This is a genomic window from Prevotella sp. E15-22, from assembly GCF_023204875.1.
GTDB lineage: Bacteria > Bacteroidota > Bacteroidia > Bacteroidales > Bacteroidaceae > Prevotella.
Genome location: NZ_CP096247.1, coordinates 2,606,587 through 2,628,853, shown reverse-complemented (window position 1 = coordinate 2,628,853; position 22,267 = coordinate 2,606,587). Strand labels below are relative to the sequence as shown.

Below are 22,267 nucleotides of genomic sequence, written 5' to 3'. Positions count from 1 at the left end.
AAGATTCTGACCTTTGTCATATTTCAAACATAAAAAAGTGTTCTTAAATTTGCGAACATCGAAAAACTTTTATACCTTTGCACGCAAATGATAGTAACATTCGAAGAAACATATCTAGAGGAACTCTATACGCAGGGCAAAGCCAATGATAAAAAGCATCGGTTTCAGCCTCAGATTGTCGACAAGTATATCAAGGTGGTCAACCTGATGAAACAGCAGGAGAATGTACTCGGACTAACGAAATACGGTTCTCTTCACTACGAGAAACTGGTTGGTGACAAGAAAGGAATCTCATCTGTAAAGGTTAATGACCAATATCGGATAGAGTTCATAGAAGAAACGGAGGATGGCAAGCAGATTGCAACCATTTGTAGTATAACAGAGTTGTCGAATCACTATAAAAAGAAATAGGAGGGCAGAAACATGATTACAGTAAAAGATAAAGACCCAATGATGATAGCCAACAATTTGAAGCCTTACAAGCCTACACATCCAGGTGAAGTGTTGAAGGACGAATTGGAGTTTCGTGGTATTTCTCAGCGTGGACTGGCTAAAAAGATGGGAATCTCATATTCAGCATTGAATGAGGTGCTGAATGGCAAGCGTGCACTTAACCACGAATTGGCAATGATGATGGAAGCTGCATTGGATGTTGACGCCGCTCCTCTCTTGGCTATGCAGAACGAATATGATATGCTGATGGCCGAGCGCAACGAGTCGTTTATGGAGAAGATAAAGCGTATTCGTCGTATCGCTGCAGTTTTCTGATTTTTTTAGTACTTTTGCAATTGAATTGATTGTAGCAAAAAGTGATGAAGAAATCAGAACTATTCCTGTGCATGGCCGCCCTGCGCTTAGGTGCTCAACTGGGTATGCGCTATTACTTCTAAAAACAAATAAAGGTGCCTTGAAGGGCACCTTTATTTATATATAAGTATTCTTATCGTGGATTGTTCTCTGCGAAAATCTGCATGCGCTCCTCCAGTTGGGCATACTGATGATCCTCGATGAACGAGGTGCAGACACGCAGGCCCTCCTGATGACTGCCAGTGGTGATGAGGCAGATGGCCGACACACCATAGTACATCAGCTCGCGCGCCAACTGTCCGCTGGTCATGCCAGGATAGCCAATGGTGAAATAAAAGCCGTCGGCAATGGGCTTGTCCAGGTCCTTGTCGTAGACAATGTGGAAGTTATGGCGGCAGAAAATCTCCTTCAACTTGTGGGCGCGCTCACCATAAACCTTGATGTCATCGCGGAAACGGTATTCCCCATCGCAGGCAGCACGCATCATGGCCGCCATCGCATATTGAGCCGAATGACTGGTGCCCGAGCTCAAGGCATAGAGCATACGCGTTGAGAAGACTAGTCCGAAGGGCAGTCCCTCGTAGCGCGCGGCCAGGTCAGGGAAGTGACGATGAAACAGCTTGTCGCCGATGCACACCACGCCGATGCGCTCGCCAGCATAGCTGAAGGCCTTCGAGCCAGAGATGAGCAGCATATAATTATCGGTATAGTGAGCCACGCTGGGCTGATAGGGTGCCTCGAAGGGCTTACTCAGGTCCTGACGGAAGTCCATGGCGAAGTAAGCCAGGTCCTCCATGATCACACAGTCGTATTTCGTGGCCAACGTGCCAATGGTCTGCAACTCCTGTTCAGTGAGGCACACCCACGAGGGGTTGTTGGGGTTCGAATAGACGATGGCGCAGATATTGCCTTTCGACAGATAGCTCTCCAACTTCGCACCCAGTTTCTCGCCACGGAAGTCATACACATCGAACGTCTCGTACTTCACCCCCTGCACCTGCAACTGCATCTTCTGCACAGGGAAGCCAGGGTCTATAAAGAGAACGGTGTCCTTGTCCTTGGTGGCCTGCGAGCAGGTGAGGAACGATGCAAACGTGCCCTGCATAGAGCCGCAGACGGGCACGCAACCCTCAGGCGCGATGTCCACGTTGATAAAGGCCTTGACAAAGCGCGAGGCCTGCTTTTTCAGTTCAGGCAGTCCCTGAATGTCAGGGTAGGAGTGGGCGATGCCGTCCTGCAGGGCTTTGATCTGTGCATCCACGCCCACCTTGGCGGCAGGCAGTCCTGGGATGCCCATTTCCATTTTGATATACTCCACGCCGCTCTCTTTCTCGGCCGTGGCAGCCACCTGTTTCACTTCGCGAATAGTAGCTTTGGCAAAGTCCTGAATGCCCATTTTGGCAATCAGTCCGTCAACGATCTCTTTTTTAATAGGAGTAGGCTTCATTGTTCTTTGGTTGTTTTTAGGTTTGCAAAGATACGAATAAATGAGAGAAATACAAAAGGAAAACTTGTTTTTCTTTTTTATTCCCGAGTGCAAGTATCTTCGGCGAAGCCAAAGATACGAATAAATGAGAGAAATACAAAAGAAAACCTCTTTTTCTTTTTATTTCAAAAACAACCCCAACCCCTTCTTACCTTTAAGAAGGGTTTCTTGCGTCCCTTCGGTGGCAAGCGTCGCAAGCGCCGAGGCAACCCACCCCCGGCCCCCTCCCTCTCCAGGGAGGGCTCCAACCGCGACTACCCGTCGCTCTTACATTAAGGTAAGTTGACCTTCGGTCTCCCTCCTCCTCGTAAGGCATAGTTCGAACAAGTTCGACTCTGCTCTTACTTCGTTCGTCGGCTCGGACCATCAAAGGTCCGGCTTGTCTCTTTTTTCGGCTGGCGCTACGTCCGCCTCGCGTTTGTTTTATTGCACATTGTACATTGTTCATTGTACATTGTAAAGAAATAGTGCCGAAAAAAGGGGTTCTGAAAAAATGCAAACTAGAACGGAAAAATGGGTCAAAAACGACCTTTTGAGGGACCCCTATCGATTTTAGGATGCAACGGAGGCTGTTTTACGATGCAACTCATGCTGTTTTACCATGCAAAACAGGCTCCGTTGCAGTGTAACTCAGGCTCCGTTACAACCTAAACGAATATTCGATTGAGTTCTAAATCTTTACACTTTTCGAGTTAATTTTGCAACCCTCTCATTTTTAGCCGTTTACAAACTTTCTCATATTTCGCCTGTACGCACAGAAAAAATTTTTGGCTCAGAATTTTTAAATCTCAGAGGCGCTATTGTAAAGATTGTTCTTTGTAGAATTAATTCGAAAAATATTTTTTCTTAAATGAAAATTTCTCTAATAAATAAAAAATGTGTACTTTTGCATATGGAGTAAGATAAATACTTAACTAAGATGGCGAAGATGCAAGAACTGAAGCCTGTGTTCAAATCGACACCAACCCAGTTTCAAACCACTATCTATGCGAACGTCGAAGAGGAGGATGTTACCAAAGATGACACAAAAGATGGCGCAAAAGAACTGACTGATATTCAGAAGGTTATCCTTGTTGAGCTGCAAGCAGATTCTTCTATTACGACAACGGAATTGGCGCAAAAGATAAACATCAAATTCAGAACTCTTCAAAGATATATCTCACAATTACAGGAAAGTGGTTTCCTCACCCGAAAAGGTGGCCGAAAGGATGGTGAATGGTTGCTGACGGAGTTAGGTCTGCATGTACTAGAGAAGAACCATCAGAAAAGAAAAACAAGAGTTTTAAGATGAAACGGTCGAATATAAAGTGTGTATCTATGAAGATGTTTATGTGTTTTCTTGTAGTAATGTTGTTTAATTCATGTGCTACTCCAACTCATGAACAAGTTTGCTGTGATTATGTCTCAAATGAGACATTAGTTCTTCATTATTATGACAAAAAAGATAATGGAGGAAAATTTTATTTCCTAAGAGAATATGGAGACAAATGTGAATTAATTAAGTATTCATATAAAGTAGATAAAAAGACAGGAAAGATATATTGTGATTCAAGAAGCAGTGAGCAAAAGATGATAGAAGACAAATCGATTCCTCGTAAATGGGATACTGCAACCTCCTTCAGGATGGATAACAAATCCAAAGAGAAGTATTGGAACTACTTCTCAGCTAATTTCCTAAATATGTCAAATGACGATAAGATCGAGGTTTTGGATAAAATTATAAGCAGATGAATATTGAGACAACTCTTTAAAAAGAAGTGATGGCATCAGTTTGAACCTGTAAAGATGAAAATTAGTAATTTTAAAAAGGATTCTGGTTATTCAGTTCTAAGACAATGGTGTGTAACCATTTGCGATTTTTTATTATCCATAAACTCCGAGTTTTCAAATTTAGTATTTGGCAAATATGGCGTAATGGAAGTTATAGGCAATATCGACAAGACACATAACCTTAGAAAGATGAAGGCTTTATATAAAGAAATGAACATCTTGGTCGGAGAAGAAATGTTGTCCCCAAAGCAGATGGATGACCTAAACCAGTTGCTGAAAGAGAAGTTTGGCCATAACATAGCAGATGAGAAGGACAAGGAGACAGAGATTATCCAGAAGATTGTCAAACGAAGCAAGATACGCAACGACCGCGAGTTTGAAATGGTTAAACGTCGTGAGGAAGAGATTTGGGAAGACGACAGTCAGACAGAATATGCAGAAACCTTGCGACGCATGATGGGAGATTATGAAGTACCTGAAGTTTAAGCCATAGATCATGATGACAGGTTCTTGATTCCCCACACTGTATTTTCTCTTTTTCTGGTATTCCTTTGGCTGTCTGCATAATTTTTTTTACCTTTGCATAACCAAATAGAAAACAATAAATGACTACGACATATTTTGATGTGGCAGGACATCGGTTTGCCGTCAGCGGCGAGGAGCGTATCCTTGCGATGATGGATAACTATAAACCATTTGTAACCACTGCCGGCGACACCGTCTTTTCGCTGACGGCTGAGGCTGGCACAGCCCCCGATTACGCAGAGGAACTGCGACAGGAAGAAGAAGGACAGGACATTATCTGTGGCAAGATGCCTGATGGCTGTCCTGTGTTCGAGTTTCGCTGGTGGAACGAGACCGCCGGCTGGCTGGTGTGCGCTGCCGACTATAGTGAGGGCCGACTCGTGATGACGGGCCGTTGCGAAAAGCTGGCCATCGACAATGCGCTGATGGTGCTCTATGCACTGGCCACGGCCAACAAGGGAACGGCCTTGTTTCATGCCTCGACGGTGAGTTACGATGGACGAGCCTATATGTTCCTGGGCAAGAGTGGCACAGGAAAGAGTACGCACGCAGGCCTTTGGCTGAAGCATATTGAAGGCACGGCCCTGGTGAACGATGACAACCCTGTGGTGAGGGTCTTTGACGATGCTGCCGCCAGGGTCTATGGCTCGCCATGGAGTGGAAAGACGCCTTGTTACAGGAATGTGCATTATCCCCTGGGGGGCATCGTGGAACTGAGTCAAGCGCCCTTCAACAAGATGACGCGACTGGGAGCCATTCAGGCCTACGCCGCCCTGATGCCCAGTATCAGTGGCAAGCGATGGGACGAGAAGATAGCCGACGGTCTGCACCAGACGGAGAATGCACTGGCGATGACGGTGCCTATGTGGCACCTGGCCTGTCTGCCCGATGAGGAGGCAGCCTGTGTGTGCTGTGAAACCATTAAGAATGCTCAATGACCGACGAGATTATCATACACGAAGCCATCCGACTGGTGGATGAGGGGGTGAGCGTGACTTTTCCTGTGAAGGGCTATAGCATGCTGCCTTTTATCATTGGCGGCAGGGAGAGCGTGATCCTGCAGAAACCACAAGTCGTCAGGCTGGGTGACGTGGTGCTGGCGTGGGTGGACGACTGTCGCTATGTGGTGCATCGCGTGATTAGCATTGAGGGCGAACGCGTGATACTGATGGGCGATGGCAATATCGTGGGAGTGGAGCATTGCCTGCTTAGCGATGTGAAGGCGCTGGCCACGCATGTGGTCGACGCGAAAGGGCGCAAGCACGATTTGTATGCGCCCTGGCGTCAGAGGGCTTCCAGGTTGTGGTGGCACATGAGACCAGTGAGAAGATATATATTAGCAATATACAGACGATTATTATGAAACTGAAGAAAGGATTTGTGCTGCGCCAGGTGTGTGGCGAGAACGTGGTAGTGGGCGAGGGCCTCGACGCTATTAACTTTGGTAAGTTGCTGTCGCTGAACGAGACGGCCGCATGGCTTTGGTCGCAGGCACAGGAGATGGGCGATTTCACTGTGGAGACACTGGTGAAACGACTCTGTGAGGAATATGACGTGGACAAGGAACAGGCCACGGCCGATGTGAAAGCAATTGTGAAACAGTGGGATGAGCTACATCTCGTGGATATGGCGTAATACGCTGGGTGTTCGCTGGAATGCCGTGGCGCGCATCGTGGTGGGCGTGGTGCAGGTGGCACTGGGTCTGCTGATGGTGTGGCTCAGTAAGCGGTTCATCGACGAGACCATTCGCACAGGCACCACAGACGACCTGCTGCACATGGCGCTGCTCTTGGCGTCTCTAGTGGTGGGCGGCGTGCTGTTGCGACAGGTGGGCTACTGGCTCACGACGACGGCATCGGTGAGGATGACCAATGCCCTGCGCCTGCGCTTGTTTGCTAGTCTGTTTCGCCGTAAGTTGTTCGATAGCAGCGAGTTGCACTCGGGCGACGTAACCTCTCGCCTGTCGAAGGATATAGATACCGTATGTTCTACGGCCGTTGAGACCCTGCCACAGATGACCATCACGATGCTGCAACTCTGTGGCGCGTTTCTGCTGATGCGATGGTTTGATGCGCGACTGGCCTGGCTGTTGCTGGTGCTGACACCACTGACCATCGTGTTTGGTAAGATGATAGCCCGTAAACTGCGCCAGATGACACTGGACATCCGTCAGGATGAGAGTCGCATCCAGATGCAGGTGCAGGAGGGCATGGAATATAATGCCATACTGCGCTCGCTGGGCAGTGAACAGTGGGTGACGGGCCGTCTGGACTCCATGCAGCGGCGCCTGCGAGGAAACGTGATGCGACGCATGCGCTTCTCGCTCATCGCCCGTATTGTGCTGGGCTGCTCTTTCGGCTTGGGTTATCTGCTGGCTTTCGTCTGGGGTGGCATCGGTCTTCGCCACGGCACCATCACCTTTGGCGTGATGACCTCCTTTCTGCAACTGGTAGGCATGATTCAGCACCCCATCCTTCAGTTGCTGAACATGGTGCCTGGTGTGATTCATACCACGGCCAGCATTGACCGACTGAAAGAAATTTCTTGTGAGGAAGCAAAGGGACAGACTCCTGATGCTGGCGCTGAGCAGAAGCGAACAGCCACTGACCATGCGCTGGGCATCTGTTTCGACAATGTGACGTTCCGCTATGCGAAAGGCGACAAGGAGGTGCTGAGTCATTTCTCGCATACGTTTAAGGCAGGCACCAAGACGGCCATTCTGGGCGAGACGGGTATTGGCAAGACAACGTTGTTCAGACTAATACTGGGTTTCATCGAGCCTGTGGAGGGAAAGGTGAAGGTGGGTGGCGAGTTGTGCTTCGTGCCACAGGGCAACACACTGATGAGTGGCACCATCCGCTATAACCTGCAGTTGGCTAAGCCTGAAGCCACTGATGACGAGTTGCGCCAGGTGCTGCACACGGCCTGTGCCGACTTTGTGATGGAACTGCCTGCAGGACTTGATACGGAAATCGTGGAGCGTGGCAGCGGATTGAGTGAGGGACAGGCACAGCGCATTGCCATTGCTCGTGGACTGCTGCATGGGGGCGACGTGCTGCTGCTCGACGAGATTAGTAGTGCGCTGGATGCAGAGACTGAGGAAGAACTGTACAAGCGCCTGTTTGCGGCTTACCCTGAGAAGACGATGCTGTTTATCACCCATCGCACCACTGTGAGCGACATGTGTGACGAGGTGCTGAAACTGGCGTGAAAAGAATAAAAAACATACTTTTTTATAATAAAGAACGCATTTTTTGCGTTATTGATGATGTGTTAAGGCGAAAGCTATGGATATTGACCTTGCTGCTGGCCGCCTCTGTTGAGGTGATGGCGCAGTACGACCCGTCGTTCAGTCATTACTGGACGATGGAGACGGCGTATAACCCTGCCGCTGCCGGTAAGCAGAACAAGATGAACGTGGTGGGCGCCTATAACATGTCGTTGGTGGGATTCGAACATAATCCCAAGACGATGTACCTCTCGGCCGATATGCCCTTCCAACTCTTAGGCATGGTTCATGGCGTGGGCGCGCAACTGGTGAACGATGATATCGGTGTGTTCTCGCATAAGAAGTTCTCAGTGATGTACGCACCCCAGATAAAACTGCTGGGTGGCGTGTTGGGCATTGGCATTCAGCCTGTGATGCTGAGCGAAAACCTGAAGGGCTCGGAACTGGAGTTTAACGATGCAGGCGACATGGTTCTGCCCACGTCGGATGTCACTGGAACGGCCTTCGACCTAAATGCAGGACTGTATTATCAGCATGACTGGTGGTATGTGGGCGCATCGGTGCAGCATCTGTTGGCACCACGTGTTGAAATCGGTGAAACAAACGAGTTGGACATCGATCCTGCGTATTATTTTACGTCTGGATGCAATATTCGCCTGAATAATCCGTTCTTATCAATACAGCCCTCTGTGATGGGACGCACGGATGGGGTGGGCTACAGGGCCGATATCACCACCCGTCTGACCTATAATTATGAGCAACGACTGATGTATGTGGGCGTGGGATATAGTCCTACAAACTCTATCACAGCCTATGTGGGCGGCAAGTTCCATGGTGTGATGCTGGGCTACAGCTATGAGTATAACACCACGGTGCAGAGTCTGGGCAACGGCGGACACGAATTGTTTGTGGGCTATCAGACGGACATCAACTTCACGAAGAAGGGACGTAACCGCCATCAAAGTGTGAGATTATTATAAACGAGCATATGAAGAAACAATTGATGATAGGACTTTGCCTCGCTGTGGCACTCGTGCTGACGAGCTGTTTCGGTGGCAAAGAGACGACCGCTAACGGCGGAGAACTGACCGGTGCCAGCGGAAAGGGTTTCTCGGAACCTGCACCCTATGGCATGGTGCTGATTAAGCGTGGTCACCTGCGTATGGGCTTGGAGGCGCAGGACACACTGTGGGGTAAGCAGACACCTGTGAGAGACATCTCGGTGGAGGGCTTCTGGATGGACGATACGGAGATTACGAACTCTGAGTATCGCCAGTTTGTGAACTATGTGCGCGACTCTATCATCCGTGAGCGTCTGGCCGATCCTAACTATGGCGGCGACGAGAGCTATAAGATTGAGGAGGATAAGGACGGCAACCCTGTGAAGCCTTACCTGAACTGGAAGAAGTCGCTGCCTCGCAAGCCTAACGAGGATGAGTTGCGCGCCATCGAGAGCGTGTATGTCACCAATCCTGTGACAGGTGAGAAAATGTTGGATGCCAGTCAGATGAACTATCGCTACGAGATTTATGACTATACGGCTGCTGCCCTGCGTCGCAACCGCATTAATCCTGCTGAGCGAAATCTGAATACTGATGTCGCTGTGGATCCTGAGGAAAGGGTGATGATCTCTAAGGATACGGCCTTTGTTGACGACGAGGGTCGCATCGTGCGCCAGACCATCAACCGTGAGTTGACTGGTCCTTGGGACTTCCTGAATACGTATATCGTGAATATTTATCCTGATACGACATGCTGGGTGAACGACTTCCCCAATGCTGACAACGAGACGTATATGCGTAACTACTTCTCGAACTCGGCCTATAACGACTATCCCGTGGTGGGTGTGACCTGGGAACAGGCTAATGCCTTCTGCGCCTGGCGCACAGAGTTCCTGCTGAAAGGTCTTGGTCCGGCTGCGCGCTATGTGCAGCGCTATCGCCTGCCGACAGAGGCTGAATGGGAGTTTGCCGCTCGTGGAAAAGAGCAGAACGAGTTCCCTTGGGCCAACGAGGATGTGGCCAGCGGCAAGGGTTGCTTCTATGCAAACTTCAAGCCTGATAATGGTAACTATACCAAGGATGGTAACCTGATTACATCGAAGACGGGTATCTATAGTGCCAACAGCAATGGCCTGTTTGATATGGCAGGTAACGTGGCTGAATGGACTTCAACAATCTATACGGAGGCTGGCGTCGATGCCATGAACGACATCAACCCGCAGTTGAAGTACAACGCTGCACTGGAGGATCCCTATCGTCTGAAGAAGAAGAGTGTGCGTGGCGGTTCGTGGAAAGATCCTGAGAGCTATATCCGCTCGGCTTGGCGCAGCAGTGAGTATCAGAACCAGCCTCGCTCGTATATTGGTTTCCGTTGCGTTCGCTCACTGGCAAATACCAGTAGCGAGAAGGCAAGACCGGTGAAGGCTTCAACAAAGAAAACGCGAAAATAGTAATTGAACCCATAGGACCTCCCAGAAGTACCTTGGCAGTCCTGGAAAAAATTAAATAGCAATGACAACGTATAGCAAATTAAATATTATCTACCGCTTACAGAAGTGGTTGGATAGCGTTCCTGGCCAGACATTCATGAACTATGCCTATAGCTGGGGTGCCTCTATCGTGATTCTTGGTACGCTCTTTAAACTGACCCACCTGCCTGGTGCCAACCTGATGCTGTTCATTGGTATGGGTACCGAGGTGTTCGTGTTCTTCATCGCTGCCTTCGACCGTCCGTTCGACAAAACAGCGGATGGCATGGACCTGCCTACGCATGTGGAGAAAGAGGGTGTTGAGGCTGGCGTCGCTGGCGTGACTGGTGGTGGCACTGTGATTATCGGCGGTGGCGCCGTTGGTGGTGGTGCCGTTGGCGGTGGCGATGACATCGCTGCGAACCTGTCGGCGAATGGCGTGGCTGGTGGCGTTGTTGGTGGTGGCATCATTGGTGGCGTGGTTCAGCAGCCTGAGGTGCCTGAGATTGACGCTGAGGAAATGGAAGAGGCTACGGCTGGCTATGTGGAGCAGTTGAAGAAACTGACTGAGACGCTGCAGAAGGTATCTGACCAGAGCGAGCGCCTGACACGCGACAGTGAGGAGATGGAGAACCTGAACCGCACGCTGACGGGCATCTGTAAGGTATACGAGATGCAGTTGAAGGGTGCCTCACAGCAGATTGGTACTATCGATCAGATCAACGAGCAGAGTAAGCGCATGGCTGAACAGATTGCCGAACTGAACAAGATCTATACACGCATGATTGAGGCGATGACGGTGAACATGCCGAAGGTCGTGAAGAGTGAGGAATAAATTGAAATAAAATGGCAATAAAGAAAAGACCTGTATCTCCGCGCCAGAAGATGATCAACTTGATGTATGTCGTCTTGATGGCTATGCTTGCGCTGAATGTCTCGAACGAGGTGCTCAACGGCTTCTCTATCGTGGAGGAGAGTTTGAAGCGTACCACTGAGAATGCAGCGAAGGAGAACCTGGCAATATATGATGACTTTGATCAGCAGATGAAGGCCAACCCTCAGAAGGTGAAGGAATGGTACGAGAAGGCGCAGCTTGTGAAACTGTCGAGTGATTCTCTCTATAACCTGGCTGCTGAGTTGAAAATGGCCATCGCTCAGGAGGCGGATGGTGCCGATGGCGATCCTGCTAACATCGTGAACAAGGAGGATCTGGAGGCTGCCAATCAGGTAATGCTGGCTCCTGGACGCGGACGCGGCGGCGAGTTGAAGAAGGCGATTGAGCGTTATCGTGAGGGCATCCTCAAGATGGTGGATGACAAGGACCAAAAGCGCCGTATTGCCAGTGACCTGACTACCGAGGTGCCTTCAACAGGACTGGGTAAGAACTGGCAGGAGTATATGTTTGAGTCGATGCCGGCAGCGGCGGCTGTCACCCTGCTGTCGAAACTGCAGAGTGATGTGCGCAACGCCGAGAAGGAGGTGCTGCATAAGTTGGTACAGAACATCGACGTGAAGGATATCCGTGTGAATGCGCTGAACGCTTTTGTGATTCCCAACTCGCAGACCATCGTTCGTGGGGATAAGTTCTCGGCTCATATCGTCATGGCTGCCGTGGACACCACTCAGGTGCCTGAGATTTTTATCGGCAACCAGAAGATGAACCTGCAGGACGGACTCTATGAGACGGTGTGCGGACGTACGGGTGACTTCACCCTGGCGGGTTATATCCAGACAACAAACGGTAATGGCGATCTGATTCGTCGTGACTTCTCGCAGAAATATACGGTGGTGGATCCCAGTGCAACGGTGTCGGCCGACCTGATGAATATGCTGTATGCTGGTTATTCGAACCCCATCAGCATCTCGGTGCCTGGCGTGCCCCTGAATAAGATCTCGGCCACCATGACGAATGGCTCTCTGACACCTGCCGGTCCTGGCCGCTATATTGCGCGTCCATCGAAGATTGGTGAGAATGCGACGATCACGGTGGTGTCAACGAATACTGGACGCCCACAGCAGATGGGACAGTTCTCATTCCGTGTGCGTCGCCTGCCTGACCCATCGCCTTATCTGGAGATGAAGGACGAGAAGGGTAATCTTGTACGCTTTAAGGGCGGTGGCTTGTCAAAGGCCAGTCTGGTGGGCATCGAAGGTATTGGTGCTGCCATTGACGACGGCATATTGGATATCGGCTTCCGTGTGTTGTCGTTCGAGACGGTGTTCCACGATAATATGGGTAATGCCGTTCCTATGGTGAGCGATGGTGCCAAGTTCTCGGCCCGTCAGAAGGATACCTTCCGCAAGTTAACGCGTAACCGTCGTTTCTATATCTCGCGTGTCAAGGCTATTGGCCCCGATAATATTGAGCGTACGCTGCCCACCACAATGGAGATCATTGTAAAGTAGGAAACATCCCTCACTCCTCCCTGCGGAGGGAAGGGCAAGATAAAAATTGAAACTAAGAGTTAAGAGAATATGAAAAGACTATTGTTCTTATTGATGATAACGCTGGCTGCAGGCTCGGTGTCTGCACAGCCAAAGAACTTCCGTTCTCAGCAGAGTAATGCTGCGCAGAAGAAACAACAGCAGCAGAAGACACAGGGTGTGACGGAGCGCATGCGCATCATGTATCCCACGGCATTGGATATGCCTGAGGATGTGGTGTGGCGTCGCGATATCTATCGTGAGATTAACCTCGACGATGAGATGAACTCTGGACTCTATTTCCCTGTTGAGCCTGTGGGTAAGCAGATGAACCTCTTTACCTATATCTTGAAGTTGGCTATCAATGGCTATATCCCTGTGTATGAGTATCGCCTGGATGGCAATGAGGTGTTGGACGAATCTGCCAAACTTGATATGGCTACTCTGTTGAAGAACCATAATATTCTTTTCACGGAAGAGAAAGGAAAGATTCATGTGGACAACAGTGATATCCCATCGGCCGAGGTGAAGAAGTATTTCCTGAAGGAGAGTGCTTATTATGATCAGGCTAACTCGTCGTTCCATATCAAGCCCTTGGCTCTCTGTCCAGTGATGGTTGTTCAGGATGATTTCGCCTTCAGTGATGATGCGGCTGGTACCTCTTATCCGCTGTTCTGGGTGAAGTATTCGGAGGTGGAGCCTTACTTGAGTCGCCAGACGGTGATGACGAGTGACAAGAACAATGCGGCTACGATGACCTTGGACGACTACTTCACACTGAACCGCTATAAGGGAAAAATTTATAAGACTACGAATATGCTGGGCAAGACACTGGCACAGATTGCAGGTAATGACTCTACAAAACTGTCGGCCGAGCAGAAGCGCATCGAGGCTGAGCTGGAGGCTTTCCGCAATAACATCTTTGGTGATAAGGCTAAGCGCGATTCGTTGGATAGTATTGCCAACAACGACCCTAAGCAGGTGAAGGCTGCGGCCAAGCAGAAGAGACAGACTCGTACTAAGACGGTGAAGGCTAAGAGTAGCAGTTCTTCGTCGTCGGGCGGTTCGTCTGCTCCTCGTGTGTCAGTGCGTCGTGAACGGCATTAATGAATGAGAAGTATATGAAGTCTAGGAGGATAAAATTTTTAACTCTCTTGGTGATGATGGCGTGGCTTTGGGCTGTGCCATCATTGTCGCAAGGTGTGGCCTTTGGTGTGAAGGGCGGTATCGACGTGATGAAGATGGAGTTTGATAATGATGTCTTCGATGACTCGAACAGGGGCGGATGGTTCATCGGTCCTACGGTGGCTTTCTCTACCTTGGTTCCTGGTTTGAGCATTGACGTGTCGGCACTCTACGACCAGCGTACGCTGAAGGTGGAAGGCGAGAAACTGGATCAGAAGTCGATTGTTATTCCTGCTAATGCGCGCATGGGGGCCAGTTTGGGTTTCGGCAGCATTTTTATTTGCGGCGGTCCTCAGCTGTCATTTAATGTGGGCGCTTCTTCTTACACATGGGAGGATGTGAAGCAGGAGGCCAAGCAATTCTCCTTGCAGGATACTAAGTTTAGTTTCAATTTAGGTGTTGGCGCCTCTATTGGCGGACAGCTGGAGGTCATGGTGAACTATAATATCCCCATTGGCAGAACGGGTGACTTTACTTGGAGCGAGCTGGACGAGCAGTTGTCGAAGCAGACTCTGAAGAGTGCTAAGAGTACGGCCAATGCCTGGATGTTGTCTGCTTCCTACTATTTTTAATTGATGAATTTCGCTGACGTTATCTTACCTGTGCCGCTCGACGGCTGTTTTACTTATGCCATCCCCACAGAGATGCAAAACAGAGTGGGCGATGGTATGCGTGTCTTAGTGCCTTTCGGAAGGGGTAAGCATTATGTCGGCATCATCTCGAAACTTCATGACCAAAAGCCTCAGGGCTATCAGGTGAAGGCAATTGAGGCCTTGCTGGATGAGCAGCCTGTGCTATTGCCTGGGCAGTTGAAGTTCTGGCACTGGATAGCGGATTATTATATGTCGCCCATCGGCGAGGTGTATAAGGCGGCTCTTCCTGCTGGACTAAAGGCTGAGGAGGGCTATAAGCCACGCACGGAGACCTTTATCCGACTGACAGAGAACTATCGTAATGAGCCTACGCTGCATGTGGCGTTGAACATGCTGGCTCGTGCACCAAAGCAACAGGAGGCGTTTATTGCTTATCTGTCGTTGTCGCGATGGGACACGATAGAGGGGAATGTGTGTCGTGAACCTGTATTGGAGATAACACGCGAAGAGTTGATGAATGTGTCTGAGACGACGTTGACCATCATTAACCAACTGGTGAAACGTGGTCTCCTGGAAACCTATGAGGTGGAGGTGGGGCGTCTGAATCATGGCGGCGAACCTCATCCTGATCGTATTAAGAAGTTGAATGCGGCACAACAAGAGGCATATAACCAGATTATATTCTCTTTCCTTCAGAAACAGGTGACCTTGCTACATGGCGTGACGTCGAGTGGTAAGACGGAGATTTATATTCATCTGATTCAGCGCGAACTGGATGAGCATCGTCAGGTGCTCTTCCTAATGCCTGAGATTGCGCTGACGGTGCAGATGATGCAGCGCCTGCAGCGTGTGTTCGGTAAGCGGCTGGGCATCTATCACTCGAAATACAGTGATGCTGAGCGTGTGGAGATATGGCAGAAGCAACTCTCGAAGAATCCTTATGATGTGATTCTTGGTGCACGTAGTGCTGTGTTCTTGCCTTTCCAGCGCCTGGGACTCGTGATTATTGACGAGGAGCACGAGACATCTTATAAGCAGCAGGACCCCATGCCTCGTTATCATGCGCGTAGTGCGGCTATCATGCTGGGGGCTAAGACCTTGCTTGGTACGGCTACGCCTGCATTGGAGTCGTACTACAATGCCAAAACGGGAAAGTATGGATTGGTGGAACTGAAAGAGCGCTATCAGGGTATTGAACTGCCTGAGATTCAGGTGGTGGATACCCGTGACCTGCAACATCGTAAGATGATGTCGGGACCTTTCTCGCCAATTCTGTTGAAGTATGTGCGTGAGGCGCTGGAGCGTGGAGAACAGGCCATTCTGTTTCAGAACCGTCGTGGATGGGCGCCGATGCTGGAATGTAAACAGTGCGGATGGGTGCCTCGTTGTGAACACTGTGATGTGAGTCTGACGATGCACCGGTCGATGAACCAGTTGACGTGTCATTACTGTGGCATGACGTACCAGATTCCTGCGGTGTGTCCTGCCTGTGGCAGTAAGGAACTGCAGGGGCGTGGCTATGGTACGGAGAAGATTGAGGACCAGATTCGTGATATCTTTCCTGAGGCGCGTGTGGCTCGTATGGACCTTGACACCACACGGACGCGCAATGCTTACGAGCGTCTGATCACGGACTTCTCGGCAGGACGAACGAATCTGCTGATTGGCACGCAGATGATCAGTAAGGGACTAGACTTCGACAAGGTGTCGGTGGTGGGTATCCTCAATGCGGATGCGATGCTTAACCAACCGGATTTCCGTGCTTATGAGCATGCGTTCATGATGATGGCGCAGGTGAGTGGACGCGCAGGACGAAAGGGACGCCGCGGTTTGGTGGTGTTGCAGACAAAGAGTCCGGAACTGCCTTTGATTCAGCAGGTGGTGCGTAATGACTATCAGACTTTCTACCAGAATATGGTGGAGGAACGATTGGCTTTTCATTATCCGCCATATTACCGTTTGATATATGTCTATCTGAAGCACTCGAAGGACGAGGTGGTGAATACGGCCAGCATAGAGCTGGGTACTCGTTTACGCCAATGGTTTGGCGACCGTGTGCTGGGACCTGACAAGCCTAGTGTGGCGCGTGTAAAGACCTTGAGTATTCGTAAGTTGGTGTTGAAACTGGAAGTGGGTATTGACATGCCGCGTGTGCGCAAATATTTAGCGCTTGCCCAACAGCAGATGCTGCAAGACAAGCGCTATGCGTCGCTTCAGGTCTATTATGATGTAGACCCTCAATAATCTTTTTCTTAAATTGGTTTGGTTGCCTGCAACAGCCAATCTTGCTCTTCGGAAGTGAGATATGGCGCTAATCGGTTGTACACCATCCGATGATAATCGTTCAGCCATTGGCGCTCTTCGGGAGAGAGCATCTCAATGATAATGGGGGTGGTGTCGATGGGGCACAGTGTAAGCGACTCAAACTGCAGGAACTGTCCATACTCTGTCTTGATGTATGGGGTGATGAGCAGGGTGTTCTCTATCCTGACGCCAAACTTACCTGCCAGATAGATGCCTGGCTCGTCGGTGACGGTCATACCGGCCAATAATGGAGCCGACTTCCAGTCCATCCTTATCTGATGGGGCCCTTCGTGTACGTTCAGGTATGTGCCAACACCATGGCCTGTGCCATGCAGGTAGTTCAGGCCCTCGCGCCACATGTCCTTGCGGGCCAGAATGTCGAGTTGGGCGCCACTGCTACCGCTGGGGAACTTACACAACTCAATTTGTATATGTCCTTTTAATACCAGGGTGTATATCTTCTTTTGCTCGTCAGTGATAGGGCCTAAGGCGATGGTGCGCGTCACGTCGGTGGTGCCGTCCAGATATTGTGCTCCACTATCTAACAACAGGAAACCTTCGGGTTTGAGGGGTATGTCGGTCTCGGCTGTTGCCTCGTAGTGTACAATGGCACCATGTGCCTGATAACCAGCGATGGTGTCGAACGAGATATCGCGATAGAGCGGCTGCTCGGATCTAAATGCGGTGAGCTTCTGGTCGATGCTCATCTCTGTTTGTCCGCCAGCCTCAACAGCAGGTTTTAGCCAATGCAGGAATTTTATTAGGGCGATGCCGTCTTTCAGCATGGCGCTGCGAAATCCTTCTATCTCTGTGTCGTTCTTGATGGTCTTCATCCGCTTGACGGGTGATTCCTCTTCTACTTTCTCACGACTAACCATCTTATAGAGGGTGTAGTTTACCTCGTCGGGGTCCAAGAGAATGTTGTACTCAAAATAGCCTTTTAAGCCTTTGTCTACGTTTTCGTAATCGTCGGCAGTGATGCCTTCTGACTTCAGATAATCTAATACTTCGGGTGTTAGCTTTTCTCGATGAATGTATAAGGTAACATCCTTTGATGTGATGAGCAGATAACTGACAAATACGGGGTTGCAGTGAACATCGGTGCCGCGCAGGTTCAATGTCCAGGCTATATCGTCGAGCGCTGACATTAGCATACCGTCGGCATGGCGTTCACGCAGAGCCTTACGGATGCGTCTCAGCTTGTCGTGAGTGCTCTCGCCTGCATATTCTAGGGGGTAAAGCTCTACTGCATTCATGGGGATTGGTGGGCGTTGCTGCCATATCTGCGCCAGAGGGTCCAAATTGGTACGGACGGTGATACCGCCTTGTTGGCGCAAGTCGCTAATCAAGGCCTTGACGTCGCTGGCAGAGTTGACCATGCCGTCGATGCCCACCTCCGGACTCTGTGTGTCTTGCAGTTCTTTGCCTAACCATTCGGCAATGGTTGGCGTACCTTCTATCTTCAGTTTCATTAACTGATATTCTGTGCCGGCCAGTTGCTCCTCGGCAGCCAGAAAATAGCGAGAGTCGGTCCACAGCGCAGCTGCATTCATGGTGACCACAGCAGTGCCTGCCGAACCATTGAAGCCGCTAATAAACTCACGTCCCTTCCAGTGGTCAGGCACGTATTCGCCCTGGTGTGGATCGGTACTTGGAAAGATAAAGGCTGACAGATGTTCACGATGCATTAGCGCACGAAGTTGTTCAAGACGTTTTTGTATCATTTTTATTTAAAAGTCACTATCTTTGCTTTGTGCAAAAATAAACATTTTTTTTGAAAAAGTTTTCGTTTTTTTTGGAAAAATAAAAAATAGTCTGTATATTTGCAAAATACTAACTTAAACAAATATCGACTATTGTCCACCAAAGGAGTGGACGTAAAAATCATCAACATGAAAAAAACATTCGTACTTCAACTCTTTTTTTTATTTGCATTAGGAAGCTATGCAGGTACCCCTATTGAAGAAACTATGCAAGAAGAAGTCGGACTTAACTTGAGAAAAATTACCGACGACAATCTGTGCTTGGGACATCTGTATACGGCAAAACCATATTCATTTCAATCTAGTATCATTGGCTGTTCTTCTAAACAGAGATTCTATTGGACTACTTTCCGTCGTATGGATATATCGCCTGACGGCGGTGAGTTAACCTATATCAATATCAGTGATAAGAAAGGCAATGTTATGGTAAAGAAGGCTTCTTCTATTGGTGCTGCTACTCAGCGTACATTCCGAAGCGTTGGCAGCGTGTCATGGGGAAGTGATGATAAATTATACTTTGCTGATTATACCAATGGCAGCAACAGTAAAATCTGTGTTATCAACTCGCATGCAGGCAGTGTTATGCAGCAAATTACAAATGCTGCTAGCGATGATGATCCAATCTTAGCAGCTGATGGAAAGACTCTGTTCTTTACACGTTATGAGGGAAATGGTGGCGCTTCCATCTGGTCATATAATCTAGAGGATGGAACATTAATTTCGTGCGCGAGAGGATATAATCCTTGGCCGGTGGGCAATAGTAGTGAAGAGTTCCTCTGTGTTAGAAACACAGCAAGAGGTCAAAGCGAGATTTGGCTTGTCAACTATGTCAAGGGACAGGAGACTCTGATTCTCAGCGATGAAGAAAGAGGATTTACCAATCCCACTATGTCACCAGACGGCAAATGGATTGTCTGCGAAGGTAACTCGAAATCTAGTGTGTCAAGAAAACAAAATCTTGACCTCTTTGCCGTTCGTATTGATGGAACGCAGTTTACACAACTCACCTATCATCCGGCTATGGATTGTTGTCCAGTATTCTCAAAGGACGGAAAAACTATCTATTTTCTATCCAATCGTTCACAGAAAAAAACAGTTCATTGCAACATCTGGAGCTTGAAATTCCCATTCTAAAACATAACTGACCAAACTAAAAAAACTATGAAGAAAATGTTTTTAATAATTAGCTTTGTTTGCATGCTTTTTGGTAGTCAACAGGCTAAGGCACAGAAATACTATGCTGCGAACTGGTGGAATACACCACCTGAGACATGGCAATTCTTTGCAGGTGCAGACGTCGCATTTCCTAGTGACGAAGGCCTGGGTAATCCTGCATTTGGTATTCATGCTGGTATGATTAAGGATTTTGGCTTCTATGGAAGAATACTCCTTAATGGAACTCGGAAGGATAATGCACATACAGCTTATGATCACCCCATGGATATTGGTTATCATTACATGTTGAAAGATGGTAAAGCTAATCAGGTATTTCAATCTGCTACTGTGGGTGGTATGCTTCGGTTATGGTGCCCCATTTATTTGAATGTTGGCGTAGGAGTAGCAAACAACGAGATTAGCTATGAACTTCGCAATGGTGGTTATGTTATCGCCGGTCCCGATACTGAAGAGTATGCCTTTGGTGGCGAGGCAGGCCTTTCTCTGCGAATAAATAACTTCATGGTTGGTGGTGGGCATATGCGTTTCGGTTCTGCTGGAGCGGTATTCTTCAACCTTTCTTATTGCTTCTAATCACTAAAACGAATACAACTATGAAAAAAATAAATGCCCTTTTCCTATTCCTTATTGTAGGAATAATGATAGGAATGACCAGTTGCTCTGATGTTGACGACGCAAGTGATTATACACTCTATGTATTTCCCACACAGATTACGGCCGGTGACGCTGACGATGTCAAAGCGACCTATGCTTATATTGATTTCGGTACAGACAATGGGAGTACCACCCGTAGCAACTATTGGAGCGACTACCAAGCAAATGTGAAACTATATGTAAGTGAGCAACAGGTTTTTGTTCCTGATACTTTTAGTTACATCTCTGTAAATATTGATAATGTTTATTATAACAAGTGGCATGTAACAAATCTGCAGCCTAATACAACTTATTATTACTGCGAGTATTGCTATGACAATGCTAGACAATACGTCTTAAGTGATTGGAAGCAGTTTACTACGCCCTCAAACGTGGAGATATATGCCTCATGGTATGGAAAAAACGATTCCTATTATATGTTTGATCTAACGATTTATGGTTTTAAAGGATCTCCTAAAGAGATAGGAATGCTATATGGTACCTCGTCAAATTTAACATATAGCAATAATGGTAGCAGGTATTCATATAATACGACACCCACGAATACAGACGGGAAATCTCCTTGGAATCTCTATTTCAATATATTGCGTAGTGGTTTTATATATAACAACTACTCTTACTTCTATTATCGCGCCTATATGATCGATGAAAATTGGAATTATTACTATAGTTCAGTTAGGACTGCGTATCCCTAAGGAGTCGTTTTGATAGATGTGGTTTACAAATGACCACGCGTTATTATTATTTAACGTTATAAAATGCGGAAGTTTTATTTCTACTTCCGCATTTTTTTGTAACTTTGCGGTCAATATTCAAATATAAAAAACATTATAATATTATGGCTTTTTTAACAGACGAGAAATTGGTGATTGTTGGTGCCGGTGGTATGATCGGTTCTAACATGGTACAGAGTGTGTTGATGCTGGGTCTGACCCCCAACATCTGTTTGTATGATATCTATGAGCCCGGTGTTCATGGCGTGTATGATGAGATGTGTCACTGCGCATTCCCTGGCGCAAACATCTCTTACACCGTTGATCCCAAGGAGGCTTTCACTGGTGCTAAGTACATCATCTCTTCAGGTGGCGCTCCCCGTAAGGAGGGTATGACCCGTGAGGATTTGCTGAAGGGTAACTGCCAGATTGCAGCTGACTTCGGTGAGAACATCAAGAAGTACTGCCCCGATGTGAAGCACGTGGTGGTTATCTTCAATCCTGCTGACGTTACCGCTCTGACCGCTCTGATCCACTCTGGTTTGAAGCCCAACCAGCTGACCTCTCTGGCAGCTCTCGACTCTACCCGTCTGCAGCAGCAGCTGGCTCAGGAGTTCGGTGTTCGTCAGGACAAGGTTACTAACGCTTTCACTTACGGTGGTCACGGTGAGCAGATGGCTGTATTCGCTAGCAAGGCTCTTATCGATGGTAAGCCCCTTTCTGAGCTTCCCCTCTCTGACGAGCGTTGGGCTGAGATTAAGCACATGACAACTCAGGGTGGTAGCAACATCATCAAACTGCGTGGTCGCAGTTCTTTCCAGAGCCCCGCTTATCAGGCTGTTAAGATGATCGAGGGCGCTATGGGTGGTGAGCCTTTCAAGTGGCCTGCTGGTTGCTATGTTAACGCTTATGGCTTCAAGAACGTGATGATGGCTATGCCTACCGTTATCGATAAGGACGGTGTTCACTTCACACAGCCCGAGGGTACTGCTGAGGAGATGGCTGCTTTGCAGGCTTCTTACGAGCACCTGCAGAAGATGCGCGACGAGATTATCTCGCTGGGTATCATCCCCGCTGTTGAGGATTGGGGTAAGGACAATGCCAACCTCTAATTGACAACGAACAAAAAAAAGGCCGCGAGTTTTACTTGCGGCCTTTTCTTTTGTTC

22 protein-coding genes are annotated in these 22,267 nt (G+C 48.6%); 20 read left to right on the top strand and 2 right to left on the bottom strand.

All coding sequences use genetic code 11. The annotated features are described in order from the left end of the window. Positions 1 to 87: 87 nt before the first annotated feature. The gene (locus tag M1D30_RS10715) at positions 88 to 411 is read left to right on the top strand and encodes a type II toxin-antitoxin system RelE/ParE family toxin (RefSeq protein ID WP_248503835.1); all 324 of its coding nucleotides are present in this window, start codon (positions 88 to 90) and stop codon (positions 409 to 411) included. Between the two features lie 12 nt (positions 412 to 423). Next, positions 424 to 768, top strand: a complete 345-nt coding sequence (locus tag M1D30_RS10710; RefSeq protein WP_248503834.1) for a HigA family addiction module antitoxin — start codon at positions 424 to 426, stop codon at positions 766 to 768. Positions 769 to 940: 172 nt separating this feature from the next. On the opposite strand, the gene M1D30_RS10705 is transcribed toward M1D30_RS10710, so the two are convergent. Further along, positions 941 to 2,254 (bottom strand): pyridoxal phosphate-dependent aminotransferase, encoded by a 1,314-nt coding sequence (locus tag M1D30_RS10705; protein WP_248503832.1) that lies wholly within the window; start codon positions 2,252 to 2,254, stop codon positions 941 to 943. Positions 2,255 to 3,221: 967 nt separating this feature from the next. On the opposite strand from M1D30_RS10705, the gene M1D30_RS10700 reads away from it, so the two are divergent. From M1D30_RS10700 to priA, 14 genes are all read left to right on the top strand, one after another. Then, a complete protein-coding gene (locus M1D30_RS10700; RefSeq protein WP_248503829.1) occupies positions 3,222 to 3,584 on the top strand; it encodes a winged helix-turn-helix domain-containing protein in 363 nt (120 codons plus the stop codon). A 26-nt stretch (positions 3,585 to 3,610) separates the two neighbouring features. After that, complete coding sequence (locus tag M1D30_RS10695) at positions 3,611 to 4,024, top strand: hypothetical protein (protein WP_248503827.1); 414 nt, start codon at positions 3,611 to 3,613, stop codon at positions 4,022 to 4,024. 291 nt (positions 4,025 to 4,315) lie between these two features. Beyond that, positions 4,316 to 4,549, top strand: coding sequence for a hypothetical protein (locus M1D30_RS10690; protein ID WP_248503825.1), 234 nt, complete (start codon positions 4,316 to 4,318; stop codon positions 4,547 to 4,549). A gap of 119 nt (positions 4,550 to 4,668) precedes the next feature. Continuing rightward, positions 4,669 to 5,526 carry a hypothetical protein gene (locus M1D30_RS10685; RefSeq protein ID WP_248503824.1) on the top strand — a complete coding sequence of 286 codons (858 nt, stop codon included), beginning with the start codon at positions 4,669 to 4,671 and terminating at the stop codon, positions 5,524 to 5,526. After that, complete coding sequence (locus M1D30_RS10680) at positions 5,523 to 5,951, top strand: S24/S26 family peptidase (protein ID WP_248503822.1); 429 nt, start codon at positions 5,523 to 5,525, stop codon at positions 5,949 to 5,951. Before M1D30_RS10685 ends, M1D30_RS10680 begins: the two co-directional genes overlap by 4 nt. Next, entirely contained in the window at positions 5,948 to 6,223 is a 276-nt protein-coding gene (locus tag M1D30_RS10675) for a PqqD family protein (RefSeq protein WP_248503820.1), read from the top strand. The genes M1D30_RS10680 and M1D30_RS10675 overlap by 4 nt, the downstream gene beginning before the upstream one ends. Further along, entirely contained in the window at positions 6,195 to 7,799 is a 1,605-nt protein-coding gene (locus M1D30_RS10670; RefSeq protein WP_248503818.1) for an ABC transporter ATP-binding protein, read from the top strand. Before M1D30_RS10675 ends, M1D30_RS10670 begins: the two co-directional genes overlap by 29 nt. A gap of 59 nt (positions 7,800 to 7,858) precedes the next feature. Continuing rightward, positions 7,859 to 8,797, top strand: a complete 939-nt coding sequence (locus tag M1D30_RS10665) for a type IX secretion system membrane protein PorP/SprF (RefSeq protein ID WP_248503817.1) — start codon at positions 7,859 to 7,861, stop codon at positions 8,795 to 8,797. A gap of 8 nt (positions 8,798 to 8,805) precedes the next feature. Further along, positions 8,806 to 10,269, top strand: coding sequence for an SUMF1/EgtB/PvdO family nonheme iron enzyme (locus M1D30_RS10660; RefSeq protein ID WP_248503815.1), 1,464 nt, complete (start codon positions 8,806 to 8,808; stop codon positions 10,267 to 10,269). 61 nt (positions 10,270 to 10,330) lie between these two features. Continuing rightward, a complete protein-coding gene (gene gldL / locus M1D30_RS10655; RefSeq protein ID WP_248503807.1) occupies positions 10,331 to 11,122 on the top strand; it encodes a gliding motility protein GldL in 792 nt (263 codons plus the stop codon). 11 nt (positions 11,123 to 11,133) lie between these two features. Next, positions 11,134 to 12,693: a gliding motility protein GldM gene (gene gldM, locus M1D30_RS10650; protein WP_248503806.1), complete on the top strand. Its 1,560-nt coding sequence runs from the start codon at positions 11,134 to 11,136 to the stop codon at positions 12,691 to 12,693. 69 nt (positions 12,694 to 12,762) lie between these two features. Continuing rightward, a complete protein-coding gene (gldN, locus tag M1D30_RS10645) occupies positions 12,763 to 13,818 on the top strand; it encodes a gliding motility protein GldN (protein WP_248503804.1) in 1,056 nt (351 codons plus the stop codon). Then, positions 13,818 to 14,468 (top strand): outer membrane beta-barrel protein, encoded by a 651-nt coding sequence (locus tag M1D30_RS10640; protein WP_248503803.1) that lies wholly within the window; start codon positions 13,818 to 13,820, stop codon positions 14,466 to 14,468. The genes gldN and M1D30_RS10640 overlap by 1 nt, the downstream gene beginning before the upstream one ends. Before the next feature lie 3 nt (positions 14,469 to 14,471). Next, positions 14,472 to 16,733: a primosomal protein N' gene (gene priA / locus M1D30_RS10635; RefSeq protein WP_248503801.1), complete on the top strand. Its 2,262-nt coding sequence runs from the start codon at positions 14,472 to 14,474 to the stop codon at positions 16,731 to 16,733. An 8-nt stretch (positions 16,734 to 16,741) separates the two neighbouring features. Here the strand turns inward: priA and M1D30_RS10630 are convergent, their stop codons facing one another. After that, entirely contained in the window at positions 16,742 to 18,517 is a 1,776-nt protein-coding gene (locus tag M1D30_RS10630) for an aminopeptidase P family protein (protein WP_248503799.1), read from the bottom strand. A gap of 246 nt (positions 18,518 to 18,763) precedes the next feature. Here M1D30_RS10630 and M1D30_RS10625 point away from each other — a divergent pair, with 246 nt between their 5' ends. The 4 genes from M1D30_RS10625 (at position 18,764) to M1D30_RS10610 (ending at position 22,211) form a co-directional block, all read left to right on the top strand. Continuing rightward, the gene (locus M1D30_RS10625) at positions 18,764 to 19,690 is read left to right on the top strand and encodes a hypothetical protein (RefSeq protein ID WP_248503798.1); all 927 of its coding nucleotides are present in this window, start codon (positions 18,764 to 18,766) and stop codon (positions 19,688 to 19,690) included. A 27-nt stretch (positions 19,691 to 19,717) separates the two neighbouring features. Continuing rightward, a complete protein-coding gene (locus M1D30_RS10620; protein WP_248503796.1) occupies positions 19,718 to 20,305 on the top strand; it encodes a hypothetical protein in 588 nt (195 codons plus the stop codon). Positions 20,306 to 20,325: 20 nt separating this feature from the next. Then, entirely contained in the window at positions 20,326 to 21,081 is a 756-nt protein-coding gene (locus M1D30_RS10615; RefSeq protein WP_248503794.1) for a hypothetical protein, read from the top strand. Between the two features lie 143 nt (positions 21,082 to 21,224). Then, positions 21,225 to 22,211 carry a malate dehydrogenase gene (locus M1D30_RS10610; RefSeq protein WP_248503793.1) on the top strand — a complete coding sequence of 329 codons (987 nt, stop codon included), beginning with the start codon at positions 21,225 to 21,227 and terminating at the stop codon, positions 22,209 to 22,211. Positions 22,212 to 22,267: the final 56 nt, after the last annotated feature.

Bases quoted from the DNA above. Each gene is read 5' to 3' on its own strand.
- M1D30_RS10710 (WP_248503834.1), top strand. From the start codon at position 424: ATGATTACAGTAAAAGATAAAGACCCAATGATGATAGCCAACAATTTG.
- M1D30_RS10615 (WP_248503794.1), top strand. From the start codon at position 20,326: ATGAAAAAAATAAATGCCCTTTTCCTATTCCTTATTGTAGGAATAATG.
- M1D30_RS10630 (WP_248503799.1), bottom strand. From the start codon at position 18,517: ATGATACAAAAACGTCTTGAACAACTTCGTGCGCTAATGCATCGTGAA.
- M1D30_RS10705 (WP_248503832.1), bottom strand. From the start codon at position 2,254: ATGAAGCCTACTCCTATTAAAAAAGAGATCGTTGACGGACTGATTGCC.
- gldL (WP_248503807.1), top strand. From the start codon at position 10,331: ATGACAACGTATAGCAAATTAAATATTATCTACCGCTTACAGAAGTGG.
- M1D30_RS10685 (WP_248503824.1), top strand. From the start codon at position 4,669: ATGACTACGACATATTTTGATGTGGCAGGACATCGGTTTGCCGTCAGC.
- gldN (WP_248503804.1), top strand. From the start codon at position 12,763: ATGAAAAGACTATTGTTCTTATTGATGATAACGCTGGCTGCAGGCTCG.
- M1D30_RS10625 (WP_248503798.1), top strand. From the start codon at position 18,764: ATGCAAGAAGAAGTCGGACTTAACTTGAGAAAAATTACCGACGACAAT.
- M1D30_RS10610 (WP_248503793.1), top strand. From the start codon at position 21,225: ATGGCTTTTTTAACAGACGAGAAATTGGTGATTGTTGGTGCCGGTGGT.
- M1D30_RS10715 (WP_248503835.1), top strand. From the start codon at position 88: ATGATAGTAACATTCGAAGAAACATATCTAGAGGAACTCTATACGCAG.
- M1D30_RS10620 (WP_248503796.1), top strand. From the start codon at position 19,718: ATGAAGAAAATGTTTTTAATAATTAGCTTTGTTTGCATGCTTTTTGGT.
- M1D30_RS10675 (WP_248503820.1), top strand. From the start codon at position 5,948: ATGAAACTGAAGAAAGGATTTGTGCTGCGCCAGGTGTGTGGCGAGAAC.
- M1D30_RS10695 (WP_248503827.1), top strand. From the start codon at position 3,611: ATGAAGATGTTTATGTGTTTTCTTGTAGTAATGTTGTTTAATTCATGT.
- M1D30_RS10640 (WP_248503803.1), top strand. From the start codon at position 13,818: ATGAATGAGAAGTATATGAAGTCTAGGAGGATAAAATTTTTAACTCTC.
- M1D30_RS10690 (WP_248503825.1), top strand. From the start codon at position 4,316: ATGGATGACCTAAACCAGTTGCTGAAAGAGAAGTTTGGCCATAACATA.
- gldM (WP_248503806.1), top strand. From the start codon at position 11,134: ATGGCAATAAAGAAAAGACCTGTATCTCCGCGCCAGAAGATGATCAAC.
- priA (WP_248503801.1), top strand. From the start codon at position 14,472: ATGAATTTCGCTGACGTTATCTTACCTGTGCCGCTCGACGGCTGTTTT.
- M1D30_RS10660 (WP_248503815.1), top strand. From the start codon at position 8,806: ATGAAGAAACAATTGATGATAGGACTTTGCCTCGCTGTGGCACTCGTG.
- M1D30_RS10670 (WP_248503818.1), top strand. From the start codon at position 6,195: ATGAGCTACATCTCGTGGATATGGCGTAATACGCTGGGTGTTCGCTGG.
- M1D30_RS10680 (WP_248503822.1), top strand. From the start codon at position 5,523: ATGACCGACGAGATTATCATACACGAAGCCATCCGACTGGTGGATGAG.
- M1D30_RS10700 (WP_248503829.1), top strand. From the start codon at position 3,222: ATGCAAGAACTGAAGCCTGTGTTCAAATCGACACCAACCCAGTTTCAA.